The organism is Cellvibrio sp. UBA7671, assembly GCA_002483145.1.
In the GTDB taxonomy this organism is placed as follows: Bacteria; Pseudomonadota; Gammaproteobacteria; order Pseudomonadales; family Cellvibrionaceae; genus Cellvibrio; species Cellvibrio fibrivorans.
Window position 1 is genome coordinate 794444 of record DLHJ01000014.1, and the last position, 21327, is coordinate 815770.

A 21327-nucleotide genomic window follows, 5' to 3' on the forward strand; every position below is an offset into this window, starting at 1 on the left:
ATCCACATCACTACCTATATTGATCACGCGAGATGTACGGCATTATAAACGAGCCACTGACTAAACGCTTGCTTTGATCACCCTGTTCCGCCCCTGCGCTTTGGCTTGATAGAGTGCAGTATCCACGCTTCGGAATAATTGATGAAAGGGGATTTTACCGTCGCTGGTGCCTACACCCAAGCTAATGGTCACGTGCAATTGCGGGAATTGGTCAAAGTTGGCAGCTGCGATTAAGGCGCGCATTTTTTCTGCGATAGCAAATGCGCCCTCCGAATGCGTATCAGGCAATACCAGCACGAATTCTTCACCTCCCCAGCGGGCCACTTGATCACTTTGGCGCGTATGGGATTTTATTAATTCTGTCACTCGCTTGAGCACCAAATCGCCACCATCGTGCCCTAATGAATCATTAATTTTTTTAAAATGATCAATATCCACTATCACCATAGACACCAGGCGTGCGCTATCCATTGGAAAATATTGTTCGATATATTCAGAAAGCCCCTGACGATTCAACAAGCCGGTTAGTGGGTCAACCATCGACAGCTTTTTATATTTGTCTGTCTCCTGCGCGAGCAGTGAATTTTGATTTGCCAACCGCTCAAGGCGCTGATGTTCAAGGCGAATTTCTTTAGTGAGCTTCGCCAGACTGATACCACCCCCGAACATAATGGCACTTAACCAAAATACCAATATCCCCAAATACCAATCCTCACGCGACACCCATTCGCCAACAAACTCGAGCTTGTTGAGCTTAAAACCGTGCTTCCCAACCGGACCGGGATAGCTGACATCAATTCCAAATGCAATAACATGGTCAAAACGTGGCAATGAATGTTCACGCGGTGCCTTGTATTGGGTGACCCACCATTCAGCCACTGAGAACTCCGATAAACTCAGCACCAAACTCTCATCAACGTAGTTGATCGGCACATGTACATTATTAAACTTGGATGTCTGCATATCGTTGATATCAGAAAATCCGGGTTCATAATTGCGCAGATAAAATCGCAGGCGCTGATCATTGCCAACATAATCCAAATCAATATTGATTGTTTTATAGCTGCTCAAATTGATTCCCTCGGAGCCTTGCCCTCCACCGAGATAAACATTAAACCCACAGCCATGGGCTTTGCCATCATTCTCGATATTGCACTCCCAGGCGAGGCCGTCAAAATCGGTCCAATACACCATAGGCTCTCCTGCCGAATTCATATCGGCATAGATGTAATGGGGAATATTGGCGGAAGGAACGACCAGCATTTTTTTCGCTGGCAACAACTCATAGGCATACATCACTGCCACAGTAATCAGGCAGCAGAGGAAAAGTTTATAGAAACCACTTTGGCGAAGTCTGGAATTCTGCATTGGCTATATATAGTCCAGATCGGAATAACTGCCAATGAGCAGATCGTCAAAACACGGTATGATGCAATTCAATTTTGCCACTTTTATAGCAACACCAAGATTCTCCTACAGTAGCGGTATTGGTAGTTATGACCCAAGATAAACCCACAACCAACCAGACAACACGACTGGTAAAACTTCATCAAACCCGACTGCTTCTGGTCAAAGGGCCGGATGCCAGTAAGTTTCTCCAAGGCCAGGTCACTTGTGACTTGCGCGAGCTAAGTGCACCCGTCACGCGCACAGGCGCGCAATGCAATCCCAAAGGGCGAATACTGCTCAGCTTCCGCGCCCTGCAACTGGATGCAGAGACCATCGCCCTGCGCATACCCGCGTCCATGCTGAACAAAGCCAAGAGCTCGCTCGGTAAATATATCGTCTTCTCCAAAGCAAAATTGCACGATGACAGCGGCTACCATTTGTATGGAATCCATGGTGATAGCGCACAACACACCGCCAAAACCATTTTTACTACACTGCCCACCGATAATGATGGCTGGGCAGAAAAAGACGGTAACTTCCTGATTCAACTAGCGCAGGATCGTTTTGAATGCTGGATAAAGTCTGCCGATGCAGCTGCATTTGAACAGCAACTCGCTAACCTCACGGTTAACGGAGACCTGAATGATTGGGAGCTGCTGAATATTCGAGCAGGTGTTGCCGATATTTATCCCGAAACCATCGAGCTGTTTACCCCACAGGAAATCAATTACCAATTGATCAACGGTATTAACTTCCGCAAAGGCTGCTACACCGGTCAAGAAATTGTGGCGCGCCTGCATTATCGCGGCAAATTAAAACGGCATATGTACCGCTTTAAACTTAGCGGCAATCAACTCCCCGCACCCGGCACCGCGCTGGTAAACGCAACAACCCGCAATGCCTGCGGGCACTTGGTCACTGCTGCATTTACATCCAGCAACCAGATCGAAATTCTAGCCTCATTGCTGGATGAGCAATTGGATCAGGTAACTCTGGAAACCAGCACGGAAATTTTAAAACAGCTACCACTTCCCTATGCTATACCTACAGCAGATGAAACCACCGAATAGCGCTGTAATAGGATCACTAATGAACCCCATTGCTGAAAAAGTTCGCACCGAAATTATCACCGCGATCAACAATGACCAACTCGTTCTCCCCACTCTGCCCGAAGTCGCATTAAAAGTACGGGAAGTCGCCGACGATCCGGATGCTGACATCGATAAACTAAATCAGGTCATCAGTGGCGACGCAGCACTCAGCGCCCGCATTATCCGCGTAGCCAACAGCCCGCTCTTGCGCGCCAGCCGCGCCATAGAAGATCTACGAACCGCGCTAATGCGCCTCGGTATCCAATACACCTGCAATATCGCTACTGGCCTCGCTATGGAACAAATGTTCCAAGCTACCTCTGACCTTGTCGATATGCGCATGCGCGAAGTTTGGAGTCGCTCCAGCGAAGTCGCCGGCATCAGCCATGTATTGTGCAAACACTACACCCGCCTGCGCCCAGACCAGGCAACTCTCGCCGGTCTCATCCACAAAATCGGTGTACTACCCATTCTCACCTACGCCGAAGACCACCCCGCACTTCTCAAAGACAGCTTCACCCTCGACGCCGTCATCGAGGAGTTACACGGCCCGATTGGCGACCTTATTTTAAAAACTTGGGGCTTCCCCGAAGAACTCGCGCACATCCCCACGCAACACATCAACTTTGCCCGTCAAAGCCCCAAAGCCGATTACGGCGATATAGTCACCGTCGCCATGTTGCAAAGCTACCTTGGCACCGACTCACCCATGGCAAAAATAGATTGCTCCCAAGTAAAAGCCTTCGAACGTTTAGGCCTCGACCCGGAAATGCAGATTGCTGAATCAGAAGATTTGAGCGCAGAAATGGAAGCGGCTATGTCGCTGTTGCTTTAGGGTGATGGCGATGGCAACTGAAAATTGATGGGTGGGTAGAATTGAACAGTCGAAATGTATAAATGTATTTTTTACCACAGTCGCTTGTTAGGCTTTTTTAGCTCGTTCAATTCTTCTTAATACTGCTGATTTCATCAATGCCCAACTAGAATTTAGCATTTCCGTTGCTTGCTCATAACCACCGGCAGAAGAAGAAATTAAAAAGCTCTCAGCTTTTTCAAGATACTCAGTACTATATTCTTGCATTGCTCGGGCATGATACTCAATAAACAATGAATATTCACTCTCGTGATTTCCGGCTGAGGTTCCAGCTTCAATACTTGCAACGTATTCAGCATGCGCTTCAAGTGCAAGGCCTACATAGTCACGGATTCCTGTCTTAACTAATGAGAAGTGGTCAATTAAAGAAAGTGCCATGCTGCCAAATTTTGACTCTGCTACTTCAGGGCTTGACTCTTTTAATTCTGCAAGATCTATGAACGCGCCATCAAATTCTTTAGCCCTAACTTCAAGCATTTCGTGAGAAGAGACTGTATAAAAAACAATTTTTTGTAAGTCCTCGTCATAGTGTAAAAGTAAATCTCTTTTTTCCATGGTAATTACTTCGCTATGGTGAGCCTAACGCGATAAACGGTGGTTTTTAAGTTGCACTTTTCCATAAAATGGAGAGATGCGGAATTAAAAAAATGCAACTTAAAAATCCATTTGATTGCTTTTTAGGCTGGCATTTCGTATTTAAGAAATTTATATTTTGGGTATTTGACTTTGGCAAATTCAATAATAGCTTTTAGCATTAAGGGCAAGCTTTGATTGCTTAAAGTGATCATGGTTTCTGCGCCTTCGATGCCTTGTATAGCTCCATAGTATATTCGGTCACCCAGTATTCCCTGAACTGCTTCAGGAGATAAGGTTTTTCCATTTAAATCCGCAGTTGCAATCGCAGGCATTACTTCTTTAATAAAAAAACTCATTCCTAAAACTCAAGGATGACATTGTTTGGTGAAAGCACTCTTGTTGCGTAGTTAACTCAAATATAAGACTTGGATTATCTGACTCAAGGATAAAACTCAAACCCTCAAAATCGTGATACAGATCCTGATATGGAGGCGAAACCAGCGCCTGCATATTAAAGGCTTTCTTATAGATGCCAGAATGTTTTTCAATTTCTAGATTAAGCTGATGCACTGCATTCAATTGACGAATAAGAATAAATATTGCCTTGTTAAGTGATTCACGACGATTTTGGTGTAACTGAAGATACTCTTTCCTTTCGGTTAATCGAAAAGCAAAAGTTGCACCAAAGAAGGTGCCGACGAGAGCTAAGGCGCTAGCTGCAATATCCTTCATTTCAATAATGTTAGATGTGTAAGAGAAATAAACACATAAAATTAATGCTATTGAAGCCAGAATGTAAATTGATAGTCTCATCGTGCTCCCTAAGGCCTAAAGCCAAGCTCAGCCGCAGTCTGCAAGTTGCATTTTTGTGAAATACTTTTGCGCAGCAAAACCACAAAGCCGCGACTTAAATTCTGTCCAGTGGGCCGAAGCGGAACCATGTTTGACCGCTTGTTAGTTGCGATCAATACCGAGCCATACAGTTTGCACTTGATCTGTTATTGCATTTCTAAATGCAAATGAACCTAATAAACCTGTGCCATTATTAATTAGCTTCATAAACATAGAGGCTTGACTAAATGCTCTTTTGTTCCTTGACTTGCAATATAGACATAAATAGCCTTCCCAATACTCACCGGAAATTTCGTAATCTATATTGAATTCTTTAGACTCGCCGTCATACGAAAACTGCATTGTTCCAGTTACATAGTGAGCTTTCTGCTTTAAAAGCACCGAAAACGTGCTTACACCTATTACTTGGTTTTGCGCGGTTTCAGCGCCATTTTGCTCAATCGCTTTAATTTCATTAATTTTTGCATGCCAACTTCCGGATATGTCAGCGCCCTGATAGCGTAAGGCGGTATACCAAGGAGATATTGTTTTTTTCCATAATTCGGTTGCGCCAAAAATAAGAATTGCAGTGAAAATACCTGCAACTACGCCTGTAATTATTTCTATTGGTAATTGCATGACTCTCCTTCAACTAACGTTCGGTTCAACCGCAGTTTGTAAGCGGCGCATTTACGATAAACTTCGCGCAGCGATTCGCCAAATGCGCTGCTTACAAACTGTCGAGCGTAAGCGCGAAGCGCTGGAGCGGCGTTGCAACCGCTTGTTAGGTTTGCCGTTTAAAAGCACTTATTCATAAGCGTTGAAAATGCTGAGCCTAATAATACCTTGTGGTGACACCACACTCTTTTACAATTTGATGGAGCAACTCTAGCTTCCCTGTAGGAAAGCTGATTTTCGACTCATAAATTATGTATAAAAGATGCTCTATAGCAAGATTTTGTTCATTGTGATGAATGTAGCCTTCCACTGTTTCTTGCCCACAAATTATTCCACCTTGATCAAAAGTTTCGTCATGGGGATTTTGACTATATAGCTGATCAATTAACGATTGGGCTATTTGACTCAGCGCTATAATTTCCTTGTTGCGATCCATAATGGGCTCAAAAGTATTTGTTTCGAGATTTCAACCTAACAGTTTATTCCACTGCCCAAACCGCATATCCACGGGCACATTAATAGTGTCCTCTTAAAAACAGACCGATATAACAACACCTTTACGATAAATGCAAATAAAGTTGGAAATACACGGTTTAATAAATCTGGAGTTATACGGCGAACATTAGCTCACAATGATAATTTAGACAAAGCTCCCTACTTTTATCCACCTAGTAAAGACTATTACGGTTTATGAACGGCAGGAATTACGGGATATTACGAGCAGATTATTGATAGATAAATGATAGGCAGGATCAACGACACAAAAAAAGGCGGCCTTTTGGCCGCCTTGAAGTTATTGCATTAATACAATTAAAAAATTTCCCGATCAGTCATCCGCCTTCACAATCGCCTGAATCAGATTTGGGTATAGCTGCGCTCCAGATGCGCGGTCGAACAGCGCCATGCCGCCGTTGCCGCCGAAGCCGTTATCCCAATACACCGGGACCAATCCGCGCGTGTACGCCGATTTGGTGATGTACTCATTCCAGTAGTTGCGATAGGTTTCGTGATCCGCAATATTCGTGCGCGATACCACGCCGTATTCGCCGAGGATTACGCCGATGCCTTTATCCACAAAATTCACTTTCATTTTTTGGAATTGCGCATCGGTGTATGACTCGTTCGCCCAGGTTTCAGTGGCACTTGGGTTAGTGGCGATTGAGCCCCACTGGGTGATATTGCTGCTGGTGTTCAGTGTGAAGTTGTAAGGATCGTAATAATGCACTTCCATCATCAAACGATTGCTTACGGTATCGGTTGGGATTTTTGCAAAATTTACGGTGTGATCGATATTGGTATTGAAGCCCTGCACGACCAAATGACGCGTCGCATTTTTTCCACCGGTTGCACGTACCGCAGTTACGAAGGTTTGGTTAAAGCTATTTTGCACTGTGTAGTATTCGGCAGTTGGCGTACCGTAATCACCGTCCACCATCACTTCATTGGTACCTGCAAATAACAGGCGATCATCGTAATTGCCGAAACGGGTGGCGATTTGTGTCCACATAATTTTCAAACGATTATTGACGTAAGTTTGTTGCGCATTAGTTGGCTGCATCCAACCGCCATCCCAGTGGATATTCATGACGACGTACATATCGGCATTCAGTGCGTAATTCACTACTTGTTCAACGCGATCCATCCATGCACTTTGAATGACAAAATTGGATTCGTCCGAGAATTTACTCCAGGCAACAGGCAAGCGAATGGTTTTAAAACCTGCAGCTTTAACGGAATTAATTAATTGCTGAGTAATTAGTGGGTTGCCCCAATTGGTTTCACCGCCGATTGCATCAAGCGAGTTACCAACGTTCCAACCTATTCCCATGCGTTTTGTCAGCTCAACACTGGTAATGCCACCTGAGCTTACTGAACTCGACGAGCGCGAACTGGCGCTGGATGAACTTCTCGGGCAGAGAGTCGGGCCAACTTGCGCGCAGTATGCATCGCTCCAGGTAGTGTAAGGGCAATCGGGCCAGCTATTACCTTGGGGGCAGCTTAAAGAGGAGCGACTGGAAGAAATACTGGAACGAATACTTGACGAGCTCAGCGAAGAAATAGATGAACTTGATGGAACACAAGCCCCGCCTGTTACACCGAAAGGTGAAGGCTGGCTGGTACAGGTTGCGCGTGAAATACAGCTTTTATTGTTCTCATATCCCCAACCGCTCTGGGTATTCACACACAACGGATAGAGCGTGCCGTACCAGTTGCACTGCTGAACACCGGTACAAGCTGATGTCGATGAGCTGCTGCTAACGGACGAAGGTATAAGACTTGATGACGATGAACGGCTTGAAGGAGCAGTCGAAGAAGAGCTGGATCTGCTGGTTGTTACAGACGAAGTGCTGTAACTATTGGTGCAAATGGAACCATACACAGTGGGTGCTTCAATTGAGCCGTTACCATTAACTTGCACACCGATTGAAATGGTTTGGCTTGGCTGGATGCTAGCATTCCAACTCAAATTGGTAGCAGTGTAAGGATTGCTGCCAGTAACAGCGGCATTCCAACTACCGGTAACGCGGTTATTGACATAATTCCAATTCACGCTCCAACCATTGATTACCGTTGATCTTATATTGGTAATTTCGATACTCGCCGTTGCACCACTTCCCCATGAGTTATTCACTACATATTTACAGTTGGCGATTGGCGCGATGGAACTTAACGCGAGTGAACCATGCGATGCGAATAGGCCTGCGCTTAGTAGCACAGCCGTTGCCATTTTTTTGAGCCGCGACATATTCATAAAGTATTTCTCCTATCGTTATTGTGAGTTATCAGAGCGAAAAGAGGATCTGCCTTGGACTAGTTACAGCGGTCGCTATACAACATCTTCGAGGGGGAAATATCGAGAAAGAGCTTGTGACCAAAATAGTCAAGAGGACTACATACTAATCACTAATGCGATAAATAAGACTTGAAAAGCCAGACCTACAGATGCTTTTGATGACACAAAATTGATTATGCGATGCAATTCACAAATGGAACTATGTTCATATATAAAAATATAATGCTTTATTATTTACTGGATAAAAAGCGACTCTGGATGCATGCCCCCACAGCAGGCAAGTTATTTTTTGGTGAGAATTACAACTCATGAGGAAGGAAAAATCGCTAATGAAAATAGCAAAATACGCTTGTCGAAAAACGTAAAACTGCAGCACAAAAAACGTAAAATCACGCCAAAATCCATCATTTTATATGTTAATTATCTTTCATACTTAATAAAGCGGCATTAAACTAACAAACATAGTCACATAGACTATTTAAAGGCTTGATCGCAAAGCTACTGATAATAAAGCAAGCATTCGGCAAAAAAATTGGCGTTTACATTTTAGCGTCCACGTCACTGCTCCCAGTACAGACGCCGCTGATAAAACCCAATCATTTCTCTCAATACCTACCGTTGTGATCCTCAGGATCCGGTATTTGGTCGCATCACTTCCCCAGTTTTTCAACAGTTGGGGAACGTGCATCTCTACGTCAAAAAAACATAACTAGCGGGAACTAAAAATGAAAAAACTTTTTTGCAAATCGCAATTGCAGCTCGTTAAATCCTGTACACATTCGCTGATAGCTGCCGGTGTAATATTGGCGCTGGCACCCCAGGCTTGGGCGGCAGAAAGCAGTTGGATTTTTGAAGAAAGTGCAGTGGGATTTTGTGGCAACTCTGGCGTGATCGACACCAAACATGCCGGCTACACAGGTACAGGTTTTATCGATACAGAAAATGTGATTGGCGCATCCATCACCTGGAGCATCAGCGCTGCCAGCACAAAAACCTACGCAGCAAAAATTCGCTTCAGCAACGGTGGCACAGGGGCAAGACGTGCAAACTTTCTGGTAAATGGTAACCAGGTTAAAACGCTGGATTTCCCATCCAATAGCAATTGGGCGCAGTGGCAGACCGTTAATGTAGATGTCCCACTCAACGCGGGAACCAACAGCATTAAACTCGTTGCAACAACGGCGAATGGCTTGGCGAATATCGATAATATCAGCGTGACCGGCGACGGCATAACACCAGCAGCCTGCCCTACTACACCCACCACTGCCGATTGCAACAGCATTACCAACCAACCAATCTTACGCGTCGCTGCAGATGGCTCCGGCCAATACAAAACAGTGCAAGCCGCGTTAAATACTTTGTCCAATTCCAACACCACGCCGACACAAATTCGCATCAAGCCGGGTACTTATCGCGAGAAATTATTGATCACAAAACCGTTTGTAACTTTTTGTGGTGAAACAGGAAAAACAACATCGACGATTCTTACCTACAACGATGGCGCCAGCACATTAAAAGCCGACGGCACTGCGATTGGCACATCCGGCAGCGCGAGCGTCACGCTCAAAGCCAACGATGTCTCCATGGAAAATATCACCATCGAAAACTCATTCGGTGTTGGTTCGCAGGCAGTTGCTTTATTAGCCCAAGGTCAACGCTTACAGTTCCGCAATTGCCGTTTGCTCGGCAATCAGGACACGCTCTATACCCACAGCGGCACGCAGTATTACCGCAACTGCCACATCCAAGGCACTGTCGATTTTATTTTTGGTGCAGCGACAGCAGTGTTTGATAACAACACGATTCACAGCGTTGGCGGCGGTTCAGCATTAACTGCACCGAGCACCGAGCAAACTGTTCCTCATGGTTTGGTTTTTCTGGGCGGAAAAGTGACTGCAACCTCGAGTGTGGCCAAAGGCTCTGTTGCACTGGGTCGCAATTGGAGACCTTACGGTGCGGCTACCTATATCCGTACCGAACTGGGTCAACACATCTCTGCGGTCGGCTGGGTGAAGATGAGTGAAAACACACTCGATACTGCGCGCTTTTCTGAATACTTAACCACTGGTGCAGGTGCAAATACATCGGCACGCGCACCGCAATCCAAACAATTAACCGCAGCACAAGCAGCGACTTATACCATCAGCAATATTTTTGGTGCATGGACACCCAGTTACAGTAAATAAAACCTGTTTCAATAAATAGAAAAGACGTTTTAACCACTACTTAAAAATGAATAACTATTCTGAGGACATTATGAAAAGTTCATCAATAATTTTTACTAAATACGCAAAGACATCGTTTGCGATAAGCGCATTGGCTTATGTAATAGCATCACCCACCTGGGCCGCATGCACCTACAAAGTCACCAACAATTGGGGCTCAGGCTTTACCGGAGAAATTACCGTCACCAACGACACTACCTCCACCGTGAATGGGTGGTCAGTATCCTGGCAAGAATCTGGCGTGAGTGTAACCAATGCGTGGAATGCGACGCTGAGTGGAGCAAATCCCTACACTGCAAGTGCATTGGGTTGGAACGCAACGCTTGCACCTAAGGCATCGGCTAGTTTTGGTTTTCAAGCAAACGGCACAGCGGGCGCACCTAAAGTGAGTGGCAGTTTGTGTGGTGCAACTACATCATCAATAGCTAGCAGTAAAACGAGCACGAGTGTTGTGAGCTCCAGTATCGCAAGCTCACGCGCTGTTAGCTCAAGTAAAGCGAGCGTAACTAGCAGTTCAAAATCATCAAGCTCTGCTGCAACATCCAGTGTTCCGAAATCGAACAGCAGCTCAAGCCTGCCCACAACATCATCATTCACTATTCAAGAAGAACAAGCCGGATTCTGCCGTGTCGATGGTATCGCCACCGAAAATACCAATACTGGTTATACCGGCAATGGTTATACCAATAGCAACAACGCGCAGGGTTCTGCAATTGTATGGGCCGTTGATGCAACCACCAGCAGCCGTCACACACTAACCTTCCGTTTTGCTAACGGTGGAACAACAAACAGAAATGGCTCACTGTTAATTAACGGCGGTAGCAACGGCAATTACACTGTGCAATTACCTGCAACCGGCAGCTGGACCACTTGGCAAACCGCGAGCATCGAAATTGATTTGGTGCAAGGTAATAATAATGTGCAGTTATCATCACTCACTGCGGATGGTTTGGCCAATATCGATTCATTAAAAATTGAAGGCGCACAAACCAAAGCTGGTGCGTGTAGCAATGTTGCAAGCAGCAGTTCTTCGTCGGTTTCTTCAGTCGCTAAGTCCAGCTCAAGTTCATCCAGTAGTTCTCTATCAAACACGGGAACTTTGCTGACACTCGACGGTAATCCTGCTGCAAGCTGGTTGACAAAATCACGAACCAAGTGGAATGCAAGCAGAGCCGATATTGTTCTCTCTTATCAACAAACCAACGGCGGTTGGCCAAAAAATCTGGATTACAACAGCGTGAGCGCCGGTAGCGGCGGCAGCGACAGCGGTACTATCGATAACGGCGCAACCATTACCGAAATGGTATATCTAGCTGAAATTTACAAAACTGGCAGCAACACCAAGTACCGCGATGCAGTGCGTAGAGCCGCTAACTTTTTGGTCAGTTCACAATACAGCACCGGTGCATTGCCGCAATTTTATCCGTTAAAAGGCGGCTATGCAGACCATGCAACCTTTAACGATAACGGCATGGCTTACGCTCTCACCGTGTTGGATTTTGCTGCAAACAAACGCGCGCCTTTTGATACGGATGTATTTAATGATACAGATCGTGCAAAATTTAAAACTGCTGTAAGCAAAGGCACTGCGTATATTCTCAAAGCCCAATGGAAACAAAATGGGGTATTAACTGTGTGGTGCGCTCAACATGGTGCGACGGATTATCTGCCGAAAAAAGCACGCGCCTATGAATTGGAATCACTCAGTGGTAGTGAATCAGTGGGCGTGCTTGCATTCCTGATGACCCAACCACAAACTGCTGAAATTGAAAAAGCAGTAAGGGCGGGCGTTGCCTGGTTCAATAGCCCCAATACTTATCTTGATGGCTACACCTATGATTCATCGCTGGCGGCGACAAACCCTATCGTTAAAAAAGCAGGCAGCAAAATGTGGTATCGCTTTTACGATTTAAATACCAACCGCGGATTTTTCAGCGATCGCGACGGCAGCAAATTCTATGATATTACCCAAATGTCGGAAGAGCGCCGCACAGGTTATAGCTGGGGCGGGTCTTACGGGAATTCGATTATTCCATTCGCGCAAAAGGTGGGATATCTATAAAAAATATATTGATCATTAAAGTAGCAACCTGCTAAGGAACATCCGTAGGTATGCAGAAAAATGCCAGAAAGTTTTCTGGCATTTTTTTTGCCTGATTACACTCAAAAACGATACTCTACTCGGCGAGACATATGTAACAGACCGAAAAATTATTACTTCCGCGAGAAACATTATGGACAAACATCATCGACAACCCCAACTCGATAAGAAGTTTTTGGGTGTGATCTCGCACCAGAACCCATTAATAAAATTCATGCTGTGGATTGGCAATCGCGAATTCGCCGTTTTAATTGCCCTATTCTTCGTTTTGGTATCGCTGTGGGGATTTGTCGCCCTGACCGAGATCGCGCTAGAAAATCATCCGCATGAATTTGATCGCGCACTGCTACTCAGTATGCGCAATGCCGCCGATGTGAGCGACCCTATCGGCCCGGGCTGGGCGGAAGAAATTGGGCGAGACTTTACGGCACTTGGTGGCAATGCCGTTTTAATACTGCTCACTATCGCCGTCGTTGGTTATCTTTTGCTAGACCGAAAACCGCGCATGATACTAGTAGTCCTCATCGCAACACTTGGCGCACTGGGAGCTAACAATTTTCTAAAAAAAGCCATTGATCGCGACCGCCCCGATCTGGTTCCGCACGGCAGCCATGTCTACACCGCCAGCTTTCCCAGTGGCCATTCCATGCTGGCGGCAAGTACCTATCTCACGCTCGGTGCCCTTCTGGCGCAATTACAGCGTCGCAAAATCATCAAAGCCTATATTTTAATGATATGCATCACCATCACCTTGCTGGTGGGAATAAGCAGGGTATATCTGGGAGTGCACTGGCCTACTGATGTGCTCGCAGGCTGGGCCGCAGGTGCCGGCTGGGCAGTGTGCTGCTGGTTATTGGCTCGTTGGTTGCAAGCAAATGACGGGGGAAATAAACACTGCAAATATTGCTAATACTGACATTTAGTAAGCCACTATCCCAGCAGTAACACCGTATCCGTAATCCAAAAAATGAATATTTATAGCTATCGGAGGTGTGCCAACTAACGGAAAAAAATACAAGGATCATGTAAAAACGAACAGATTAGTGAATGGATGATACAAGAGAGGAATATGTGAAGGTGACGATTATCAATACTGCCTTGTTAATCCTGAATGCTAATAGCCGCAACGGAGGCACTGCTGATATGCAGGAAGGCCTGCAGCTGCTCAAAAGTGCAGACATTACTATCATTCAAAAAAACTCTGGTAGTGCCAAAGAAACTGCACAGTTAATTCAGGATCATTGCAACCAAATACAATTGGTGATTCTCGGTGGAGGTGATGGCACTGTCAGTTCAGCAGCGGAAGCACTCTACAAACATAAGTTGCCATTCGCCATATTACCTTTGGGCACTGCAAATGATTTGGCGCGCTCGCTGGGAATTTCCAGTAACCTACCTGATGCATTCCAAACCATCCTCAATAATTACCGCAGCAAGATTAATTTGGGGGTTATTAATGGGCATTATTTTTTAAATGCCGCGCACATCGGGCTAGGCGTTACTGTCACGCATGAATTAACACCAGAAGTTAAAAAGAAATGGGGCGTTTTGAGTTATTTGAAAGCAGCCTTTGCAGCGTTTAAAAATAATCAATCATTTCGCGTTACGATAACTGCAAATGGTGAGTCACATCAGATGCGCTCCATCCAACTCGCAATCGGTAATGGCCGTTATTACGGTGGTGGAAATGTGATTGATGAAAAGTCTGAAATTGATGATGGATTACTCTGCTTGTATAGCCTCCCACCCTCAACCTTGTGGGAGTTATTAACACAAGCTCCGTTGTTGCGGTACGGCAAACACAGCCAGATGAAAAAAACATTTACCATTTCAGGTAAACGTATTGAAATCAAAACAAAACACCCTAAAGAAATTCATGCAGATGGAGAACCCGTCACTAAAACGCCAGCAATATTCGAAGTGATCCCACAGGCGTTGGAAGTGATTAGACCAATACCTACTTAAACCACAGCTCAAGTTTGCCAAGGAGCACAGAATGTTTCGTTTACTTTCGGATACCGAAGTTGCCCTAAATGAGTTATTTGTAGCTTGCCGCGAAAGCATTGATCACTATCATGATGCCGCTGAACTGGTTGGACAATCAGAGATTGCAAAACACTTTTTGGACATTGCCAATAGCAGGAAATTATTTTTAAACCGTTTGGCATCTGCAATAAGAGAGCTTGGGGATTTACCCTCAGTTCCCGACCCGGATAAAGAAGCAGGTGAAATGATGCTACATCATTTAAGTGCTGCACTCTCATCTGATTATACAAACGAAGCCTTAGCGCAGCGCATTAAGACTGAAGAACATATTCTGGCGTTAGTTAATGCAGCACGCAAAACTGAGCCGAATCAGTCTTGTACTGGATTATTGAATGACTTAACGAGCCATATTGAAGATGCAATTAATACGCTTACCAAAGCTGTTTAAACTTGTCGGTGCTTCGATATTGAAAGTCACAAAATCGACTGTTCTAAAAGCTCACGTAAAAAGGCGCGCTGCGCTGCAGGTGTTTGTTCATTCTTATACGGCAAAAGCGTCCAGACTTCAGTCGCGGACATAGATTCATGTGGTTTGAGGGTTTTGTAAGGTGCATGCACTTCAAGCTCCAACAACCCTTCATCCGGTCTTTGGGTTAAAAACTCCTGGTAAAGTTCAATTTGCCCTTGCTCAGGATGAATCGCACTTTTTGGTTGCAGAGCAAACTGGATAATTAACAATTGTTCACCGCGAAATGCAGCCATCCAACCCTGCGCAGGCTGGATGAAAACCTTGCCTTTACGCCCTTCGTGTGTGCTGGGTGAAAAATTTTCCAACGCAAAAAATCCCTCGCTGAAAGTGTATTCAAGTGACCCATAAGTCGCATCAGTAAAGTGTTGGATGCGCACATCTTGCATGCTTGTAATAGGCACATACACATTCGTTGTGTGTGGTACGCGAGTATTAAACCAAATATCCCAAGCTACGTTTGAATCGCGAATGTTTTGTGCATTCACATCCAGCCGAATTTGATTTTGTTTACCATCTACAAGGGAAAATGTTTTTTGCAGCGCGACACCCGATATAGGACTATTAGGGCTTTGCATAATGACGCGCTGCGCGTTTTTTTCTTGCAGCGTATTTTTAGCAAGAATTAAAAAGGGATCAGGCGGCCACACCGCTTTTGCAGCAGCACGCTGGGGATTAAGCAGTTGATGCACCCACCATTGGCTCTGCGGGCCCACCCAGGTTTCATGCCCCAAATAACCTATATTGTAGGATTCAGGTGTCACCACAGGATTTGGATCGCTAACCACCGCCGCGCCAACAAGTAAAAAATTGGGCTGATCGAGAAGGCTCGCTGATAAAATTCGCCCGCCGATATCAGGAGTAATTTCAATAGCGACAGAGCTATTGCTAAGCGGAATTCGCGTCACTTCTGCCTGCGCAGATAATGCAGAAGAAAAAAACATAAGCAAAAAAATCCTTACCAAAAAGATATGGGGTGCGGGCATAATTGATCTCTCACTAGGTATTTTTTGTATGTTTTTTGCAGCATGCAACAACATCTACGCTGGATGTTGTATGCACCAAATAGATTTATAGAACTATTGTTTTTGGGTCAACAAACGGAAAATCACAGCAAAGGCTTGGAGTTCAGTATTTGCAACAATTGTTGCAGGTGTACCGAGGACTCATATCCTAAAGGGGTTAAGTAACCGCCATCCACCTGGGTTGTTAATTGTTTTTCAAAAAGACGGCGGGTCGCAGCGATAATATCAGCAGAAGCATCCGAGTGAACCTTTAATCCTGACTGACTGGTACTGGTATCAAACATACGCAACACTTGCATTTCGGCAACTAATTCGGGCGATATTGGCATGGTCATTCTCCGTTATTATTGAAACTTGCTTATTGGTTTCTGGTCTGCAAATCAGTAAAAGTGGATTTCATTTACCCTGAATGAGTCAGTTATAAATAGCATAGCCCTTGCGTATCGCCAAATATTTCGCTGAAAAAGCGGTGATTTCATATAAAAATCGACTATTCAATTCGGTCATTGTGAATTTTGATCACCATGCAGGCAAAAAAAATCCCGCAAGTGTATGCGGGATTTTTTAACCAAGACTCTATCACTCGTCAGCCCACTGGCAATACTTATGTAGTGAAAGACATGTATTGTTATGGGCGGTTCGCTTTCATGAATCCGGCGAACCCTGTTGAAATTATTTTTGTTGATTCACTTTTGACAAATAACGCAGCAAAAATAATTTTTGGAAAATGCTGGGGGTGCGAATTAACAAAAAGCCGACCCACCGTATGGAGGGTCGGGAAGTTCACGGTTTTTCAGGGATAGCTATTGGAGTCTGGCAAGCGGCGGGAGCTGTAGTAAAACCGCTCCGCCCGCCCGAATCCATTGTGGGAAAAAGTCGTCCTTAACCGGGGCATCTCTCCAAATGCCTGTCCATGCTCACTCTCACTCATTTACTTAGCACCGATTAATTCAGCGGTGGGTAAGCATTATTGATCAGCACCTGGAAGCCTTCTTTGAACCAGCGCCCCGCTACCGGAGCATTAGCCATGGAGCCAGTGGTGGTGCCAGCAGCATTGGTGTAGGTTGGATCGCAATTGCGGTCAAAACCTTTAGCTGGATCTTGTGGATCAAAGGATAACTCCTTGGACGCAGCACCATCAGATTCACCTGGCGGTTTCACCCACACATAAGCATCAATACCTGCAACTGGTGCAGTTTGCGGACGCTCGCCTACCCCACCAGCTTGGTTACACCAATTACCACGGTGCGCACGACGATCAATACGCGATTGGTCGATGAAGGTATCAAGTACAGTGCTGGTAGATACGGCGGTTGGACGGTTTGGACCACCCCAACCGTTACGTGATGTGTCTACCAACATACCAATAGTTGAAGGGAAACCAGCTGCAATCATCGCGGTACGCCAGGCTTGCACAAAGGAAACTTCGCTGAAATGCGGGTTCCACTCGTAAAATTTCGCTTGACGGGTTTGAGTGCCACCACCAGTACCGAATGAACCATTTGCCAATGAATCCAGGAAGGGTTCGTACAGCGGTGTATAGCCTGAGGTGTTAGAAACAAAACCAGCAATTGAATTTACACCACCAGTTGCACCTTTAATCGCATTGCCAATCAAGGTTACAGCCTTGCCAAAGTTATCAGTCCAACCCAACCAGCCTGAGTGTCCAATGTCCACATAGCTGTATACGTTAGTGATGGGGTACAGCTTGCTCAAGGTGTAACGGGTATTAGCCACGTAACCATGAGTTGGGTCGGTTGCTTCCTGACATGCTGGTGTGCTCAAGTTAGTAACCAGGTTTGGCAATGAGTCCGGCTCAATAATCGCAATAATGCGCAGTGAAGCGTATTTAGGATCAGAGAAAATCCCTGCAATTACATCAACATACTCAGTACGGTAGCGTGCGCTCCCTTCTGGAGTTTGCTTTAACTCACCATTTGATGCCAGTGCATGACAGTCACGGTTTGGTAGGTCATAAACCACAACTTTAATCACATTAGCGTTTTGCGCCAATGCGGCATCAAGGTGATCACGCAAGCCGTAGCTGCCATCGGTCGGAGCAATAGCGCCGATACGATCCATCCATACAGCGGTGCTGTATCCGGCGATCTTCGAACCGTTAGTCTCAGCTTGTGCTTTGGCTGACCAGATTGGGTCTACATACCAACGTGCATCCACGAATGGGTTATCCAAGCGCACGCCTGGTGTCACACTCGATACGGACGAACTTGAACGTGAGCTAGGTGCGATAGAAGAGCTTGTGCTCGGAACCGAGCTGGATGTGGTAGTGACGCTGGAGCTGCTCGGAGCCACTGATGAACGTGAACTCGGTGCTATTGAGCTAGTGGTAGCGACGGACGAGCTACTAGGAGCAACCGATGAACGCGAACTTGGCGCGACAGAACTGGTAGTCGCAACAGATGAGCTGCTTGGAATCACAGACGAGCGAGAGCTCGAACTGGGCGCAATGCTGGAAGACCCGCCCACTACGTTGATGCAAGTAGAGCGAGAAATACAGCTCTTGTTGTTTTCCCAACCCCAACCACTTTGGGTGTTGACACACAGTGGATACAAAGTGCCGTACCAATTACATTGTTGTCCGCCGTTGTTAATCACACTTGAGCTTGAGCTACTAAGGATCGGTGTTGAACTGCGCGAAGAACTGGTCGTTGGTATGCTGGATGGTGCAGATGAGCTGGTCACTGTGCCAGAACAAATACTGCCTGTCACACTTGGGATCTCAGCAGCACCGCCACGTTTATCAACCTGAAAACCAAAACTGACGCTCTGGCCTGGCGGCAAACTACCATTCCAACCCATGTCCGATGCGCTGTAGGGATTGGTGCCGCTTAGGCGTACGTTCCATGAGCTGGTGACACGGTTGGTCGCATATTGCCAACCCACAGTCCAGCCATTTACAGCGGTTGTGCTGCTATTAGTAACTATGATTTCGCCGGTAAGCCCGGTGTTCCACTCGTTAGTAATTTTATACGTGCAACCGGCTGCAGCACCCTGGCTGACGGCAGCCAGTCCAACGCTCAGCAATGCAGCCAAGCCGTAAGTTTTTCTTAGGGGAGTTGTCATTCAAGTTCTCCTGGAGTCCAGTGAGGAAGACCATAAGGCTTCGTTATTATTTCGCGCCTGATACCGCTGACGCTGATTTATCCCTACATTCCGGTAAGGCCGTCACGAACATGCCTGTGACATTATCGATCCATCAATATATTTGTTAGCGCAACCTTATTTTTATGTAGGTAAAGGCAACATACCAATCATCTAAAAAGACGATTACTAGGAATTTGACGCTACAGAAAAATGCGTTAGTTGTGTAAGACAGAAACAATACCAACAAAAAAATAAGCTGGTAAAACAATGAAATTGAATAATTATTGTAGTTTTTTAACGGATTTATACAAAAACACTACACAGGAAGAGTCATTACTGGAGAAGACAATGAAGTTATTATGATTTTATTTTCCACTGCTATCTGCGAATAATCTCTCATTGTGTACTTGTACCCTAGAAAAATAATACATTCAAGATAGCGCTACCATTTAAGCGACAATATTTGCGATTGCGGTAGTCGACGAAAGAAATATTGCGCTCGCAATAAGTCCCCCTTAACACAAACTGCTATCACGGGAACTACCGGAGTGTCTGCATCAACTGCCTGATTTAGTGGGTCCTACACACGACAACGCGCATTTCCCACAAGGTTGAATTTGTTTTCTTATAATTTTTAGATGTTTATAGAAGCTTTTTAGCTCCTAATGAGAACCAATACCGCTCGAAAAATGTTCTTAAAAGCAAGTTTTGACACGGTATTGTAAAAAAATGCAAATGGCAAGCGCTCATCCTCGAAATTTATATGACTTACCTGATCTAGCAAAAGGGTGCACATCAGGCTGCATTTTTTCATCGCACCTTCTTTTCCGAATCCACTCGCTCAAGAGCACTTTTTAACAAAGATAATTTCACCTATGAATAAAAAATTTGTTTTTGCGAGCTTATTATTGACTTTATTAAAAATGAAATGAATTTTCTTTGTTTTGTGAATTGATCGCGCTGTCAATTTGCTGTAACGTGGAATAATAAACATAAAAATAGATTCACCTATTAGAAAGATGTTTTTTAGTTATAAACACATAGCGCCAAACGGACAATTAAGGCGCCAAAATTATAAAGACCGTGATAAGAACGAGGGAAATAAGTGCTGTATTCGCAAGAACTACACGCTTTTCTGCTTCACCATCCAGCTGTAATTAATTTGCGCGCGAGCGTTTATAAAGAGCTTTTCTGACCGCAAAAATTCATTATCAATTTTTCGTCACAGGATTTTATAGACAATTTGTTAGCGCAATCATAACAAGCAAAAAATAACAATTTACCCACAACAACCTGACTCAAAACAACAACAAAGGCGCGGACGACTATGAAGACCTTGATTGTTTATGCCCATCTCCTGGCTGCATGTGTAGCTATTGGCATTTTGCTTATTCAAGACCTGGCCCTGGCTAAATCCAAAGGTAGCCCCCTCTCGGCTACTGCCATCAAAGACCTCACCAAATCCGCAGAAATTATGTTTATTGCACTGGTCGTATTGTGGATTTCCGGTCTGGCACTGGTGCTGCTCGGCTATCTTGAAAACCCCCAGCAGTATTTGATGAATGAGAAGCTATGGGCCAAATTCACTGTCGTATCGGTACTAACACTCAATGGAGTTGCACTGCACTACTTCAGTTTTCCACGCGTGACCTCACGCCGCGGCCTGCTTGGCCTACCGACCTTTGAACAAATTTTGGTGACGCTGACTGGCGCACTCTCCTCTGTGTCCTGGCTATTTGCCTGCTACCTCGGTATTGCACGCCCCTGGAATTACACAGTGGACTATAGCTTTGTGATGTTCATCTATTCCGGCCTCTTGGTCGGCGCCTTTATCGTCGCAGGTGAAGTGCTGCGCGCCATGCGCAGAGCCGAGCCCGAACCACCCACGCTGACCGAGCAAATTCGGTTGAATGCCTCGCGCAAGTTTGATTAATCCTGTAACCCGATACTTTATGTATCGGGTTTCGGTCGTTATGACACGCTGTTGTGCAACAACAACTGACAATAACTGTTAACCGTTTGTTTTACCCGCTCCGCCTGTTTTACCCGTTCTGACAATAACGATTGTTGATGACCGTTACCGGTGCAAACCGGTATTTAACTCCGAGGAAGACACTATGAGTAGC

Annotated in this window: 19 protein-coding genes; 9 read left to right on the top strand and 10 right to left on the bottom strand. The window is 45.4% G+C overall.

All coding sequences use genetic code 11. The annotated features are described in order from the left end of the window. Nucleotides 1–60: 60 nt before the first annotated feature. Nucleotides 61–1368, bottom strand: a complete 1308-nt coding sequence (locus tag B4E62_RS15425; RefSeq protein ID WP_310069516.1) for a GGDEF domain-containing protein — start codon at nt 1366–1368, stop codon at nt 61–63. A 128-nt stretch (nt 1369–1496) separates the two neighbouring features. Here B4E62_RS15425 and B4E62_RS15430 point away from each other — a divergent pair, with 128 nt between their 5' ends. Next, the gene (locus B4E62_RS15430; RefSeq protein ID WP_310069513.1) at nt 1497–2459 is read left to right on the top strand and encodes a hypothetical protein; all 963 of its coding nucleotides are present in this window, start codon (nt 1497–1499) and stop codon (nt 2457–2459) included. A gap of 19 nt (nt 2460–2478) precedes the next feature. Continuing rightward, a complete protein-coding gene (locus tag B4E62_RS15435) occupies nt 2479–3315 on the top strand; it encodes an HDOD domain-containing protein (RefSeq protein WP_331352660.1) in 837 nt (278 codons plus the stop codon). Between the two features lie 87 nt (nt 3316–3402). Here B4E62_RS15435 and B4E62_RS15440 read toward each other — a convergent pair whose 3' ends face one another. From B4E62_RS15440 to B4E62_RS15455, 4 genes are all read right to left on the bottom strand, one after another. Beyond that, a complete protein-coding gene (locus B4E62_RS15440; protein WP_331352661.1) occupies nt 3403–3909 on the bottom strand; it encodes a hypothetical protein in 507 nt (168 codons plus the stop codon). 122 nt (nt 3910–4031) lie between these two features. Then, nucleotides 4032–4286, bottom strand: a complete 255-nt coding sequence (locus B4E62_RS15445) for a hypothetical protein (protein ID WP_331352662.1) — start codon at nt 4284–4286, stop codon at nt 4032–4034. Further along, nucleotides 4270–4743 (bottom strand): hypothetical protein, encoded by a 474-nt coding sequence (locus B4E62_RS15450; RefSeq protein ID WP_331352663.1) that lies wholly within the window; start codon nt 4741–4743, stop codon nt 4270–4272. Before B4E62_RS15450 ends, B4E62_RS15445 begins: the two co-directional genes overlap by 17 nt. A gap of 141 nt (nt 4744–4884) precedes the next feature. Next, nucleotides 4885–5400, bottom strand: a complete 516-nt coding sequence (locus B4E62_RS15455; protein ID WP_331352664.1) for a hypothetical protein — start codon at nt 5398–5400, stop codon at nt 4885–4887. On the opposite strand from B4E62_RS15455, the gene B4E62_RS15460 reads away from it, so the two are divergent. After that, entirely contained in the window at nt 5399–5578 is a 180-nt protein-coding gene (locus B4E62_RS15460; RefSeq protein WP_331352665.1) for a hypothetical protein, read from the top strand. The two genes, B4E62_RS15455 and B4E62_RS15460, sit on opposite strands and share 2 nt — an antisense overlap. An 18-nt stretch (nt 5579–5596) precedes the next feature. Here the strand turns inward: B4E62_RS15460 and B4E62_RS15465 are convergent, their stop codons facing one another. Together B4E62_RS15465 and B4E62_RS15470 are read right to left on the bottom strand one after the other, a co-directional pair. Beyond that, nucleotides 5597–5875: a hypothetical protein gene (locus B4E62_RS15465; RefSeq protein ID WP_331352666.1), complete on the bottom strand. Its 279-nt coding sequence runs from the start codon at nt 5873–5875 to the stop codon at nt 5597–5599. Between the two features lie 390 nt (nt 5876–6265). Further along, nucleotides 6266–8191, bottom strand: coding sequence for a cellulase family glycosylhydrolase (locus B4E62_RS15470; protein WP_331352667.1), 1926 nt, complete (start codon nt 8189–8191; stop codon nt 6266–6268). A gap of 767 nt (nt 8192–8958) precedes the next feature. Between B4E62_RS15470 and B4E62_RS15475 the strand changes: the two genes are divergently transcribed. The 5 genes from B4E62_RS15475 to B4E62_RS15495 all read left to right on the top strand — a co-directional run bounded on the left by B4E62_RS15475 (nt 8959) and on the right by B4E62_RS15495 (nt 14993). Further along, nucleotides 8959–10419 carry a pectinesterase family protein gene (locus tag B4E62_RS15475; protein WP_331352668.1) on the top strand — a complete coding sequence of 487 codons (1461 nt, stop codon included), beginning with the start codon at nt 8959–8961 and terminating at the stop codon, nt 10417–10419. 70 nt (nt 10420–10489) lie between these two features. Then, complete coding sequence (gene pelA / locus B4E62_RS15480; RefSeq protein WP_331352669.1) at nt 10490–12520, top strand: pectate lyase; 2031 nt, start codon at nt 10490–10492, stop codon at nt 12518–12520. A gap of 172 nt (nt 12521–12692) precedes the next feature. Further along, complete coding sequence (locus B4E62_RS15485) at nt 12693–13469, top strand: phosphatase PAP2 family protein (protein WP_331352670.1); 777 nt, start codon at nt 12693–12695, stop codon at nt 13467–13469. 137 nt (nt 13470–13606) lie between these two features. After that, nucleotides 13607–14524 (top strand): lipid kinase, encoded by a 918-nt coding sequence (locus B4E62_RS15490; RefSeq protein ID WP_331352671.1) that lies wholly within the window; start codon nt 13607–13609, stop codon nt 14522–14524. Between the two features lie 31 nt (nt 14525–14555). Next, nucleotides 14556–14993 (top strand): DUF2383 domain-containing protein, encoded by a 438-nt coding sequence (locus tag B4E62_RS15495; RefSeq protein ID WP_310069490.1) that lies wholly within the window; start codon nt 14556–14558, stop codon nt 14991–14993. A 26-nt stretch (nt 14994–15019) separates the two neighbouring features. Here the strand turns inward: B4E62_RS15495 and B4E62_RS15500 are convergent, their stop codons facing one another. From B4E62_RS15500 to B4E62_RS15510, 3 genes are all read right to left on the bottom strand, one after another. Then, entirely contained in the window at nt 15020–16015 is a 996-nt protein-coding gene (locus B4E62_RS15500) for a DUF4380 domain-containing protein (protein WP_331352672.1), read from the bottom strand. Nucleotides 16016–16179: 164 nt separating this feature from the next. Continuing rightward, complete coding sequence (locus tag B4E62_RS15505) at nt 16180–16425, bottom strand: TIGR02647 family protein (protein ID WP_310069484.1); 246 nt, start codon at nt 16423–16425, stop codon at nt 16180–16182. Between the two features lie 616 nt (nt 16426–17041). Further along, complete coding sequence (locus B4E62_RS15510; RefSeq protein WP_331352673.1) at nt 17042–19180, bottom strand: glycoside hydrolase family 6 protein; 2139 nt, start codon at nt 19178–19180, stop codon at nt 17042–17044. A 1348-nt stretch (nt 19181–20528) separates the two neighbouring features. On the opposite strand from B4E62_RS15510, the gene B4E62_RS15515 reads away from it, so the two are divergent. Next, entirely contained in the window at nt 20529–21134 is a 606-nt protein-coding gene (locus B4E62_RS15515) for a DUF2214 domain-containing protein (RefSeq protein WP_310069478.1), read from the top strand. Nucleotides 21135–21327: the final 193 nt, after the last annotated feature.

Excerpts from the sequence above, each read along its gene's own strand:
- B4E62_RS15475 (WP_331352668.1), top strand. The coding sequence starts at position 8,959 with ATGAAAAAACTTTTTTGCAAATCGCAATTGCAGCTCGTTAAATCCTGT.
- B4E62_RS15465 (WP_331352666.1), bottom strand. The coding sequence starts at position 5,875 with ATGGATCGCAACAAGGAAATTATAGCGCTGAGTCAAATAGCCCAATCG.
- B4E62_RS15470 (WP_331352667.1), bottom strand. The coding sequence starts at position 8,191 with ATGAATATGTCGCGGCTCAAAAAAATGGCAACGGCTGTGCTACTAAGC.
- B4E62_RS15425 (WP_310069516.1), bottom strand. The coding sequence starts at position 1,368 with ATGCAGAATTCCAGACTTCGCCAAAGTGGTTTCTATAAACTTTTCCTC.
- B4E62_RS15515 (WP_310069478.1), top strand. The coding sequence starts at position 20,529 with ATGAAGACCTTGATTGTTTATGCCCATCTCCTGGCTGCATGTGTAGCT.
- B4E62_RS15510 (WP_331352673.1), bottom strand. The coding sequence starts at position 19,180 with ATGACAACTCCCCTAAGAAAAACTTACGGCTTGGCTGCATTGCTGAGC.
- B4E62_RS15500 (WP_331352672.1), bottom strand. The coding sequence starts at position 16,015 with ATGTTTTTTTCTTCTGCATTATCTGCGCAGGCAGAAGTGACGCGAATT.
- B4E62_RS15490 (WP_331352671.1), top strand. The coding sequence starts at position 13,607 with ATGGATGATACAAGAGAGGAATATGTGAAGGTGACGATTATCAATACT.
- B4E62_RS15505 (WP_310069484.1), bottom strand. The coding sequence starts at position 16,425 with ATGCCAATATCGCCCGAATTAGTTGCCGAAATGCAAGTGTTGCGTATG.
- B4E62_RS15445 (WP_331352662.1), bottom strand. The coding sequence starts at position 4,286 with ATGAGTTTTTTTATTAAAGAAGTAATGCCTGCGATTGCAACTGCGGAT.
- pelA (WP_331352669.1), top strand. The coding sequence starts at position 10,490 with ATGAAAAGTTCATCAATAATTTTTACTAAATACGCAAAGACATCGTTT.
- B4E62_RS15440 (WP_331352661.1), bottom strand. The coding sequence starts at position 3,909 with ATGGAAAAAAGAGATTTACTTTTACACTATGACGAGGACTTACAAAAA.
- B4E62_RS15495 (WP_310069490.1), top strand. The coding sequence starts at position 14,556 with ATGTTTCGTTTACTTTCGGATACCGAAGTTGCCCTAAATGAGTTATTT.
- B4E62_RS15485 (WP_331352670.1), top strand. The coding sequence starts at position 12,693 with ATGGACAAACATCATCGACAACCCCAACTCGATAAGAAGTTTTTGGGT.
- B4E62_RS15430 (WP_310069513.1), top strand. The coding sequence starts at position 1,497 with ATGACCCAAGATAAACCCACAACCAACCAGACAACACGACTGGTAAAA.
- B4E62_RS15460 (WP_331352665.1), top strand. The coding sequence starts at position 5,399 with ATGACTCTCCTTCAACTAACGTTCGGTTCAACCGCAGTTTGTAAGCGG.
- B4E62_RS15435 (WP_331352660.1), top strand. The coding sequence starts at position 2,479 with ATGAACCCCATTGCTGAAAAAGTTCGCACCGAAATTATCACCGCGATC.
- B4E62_RS15450 (WP_331352663.1), bottom strand. The coding sequence starts at position 4,743 with ATGAGACTATCAATTTACATTCTGGCTTCAATAGCATTAATTTTATGT.
- B4E62_RS15455 (WP_331352664.1), bottom strand. The coding sequence starts at position 5,400 with ATGCAATTACCAATAGAAATAATTACAGGCGTAGTTGCAGGTATTTTC.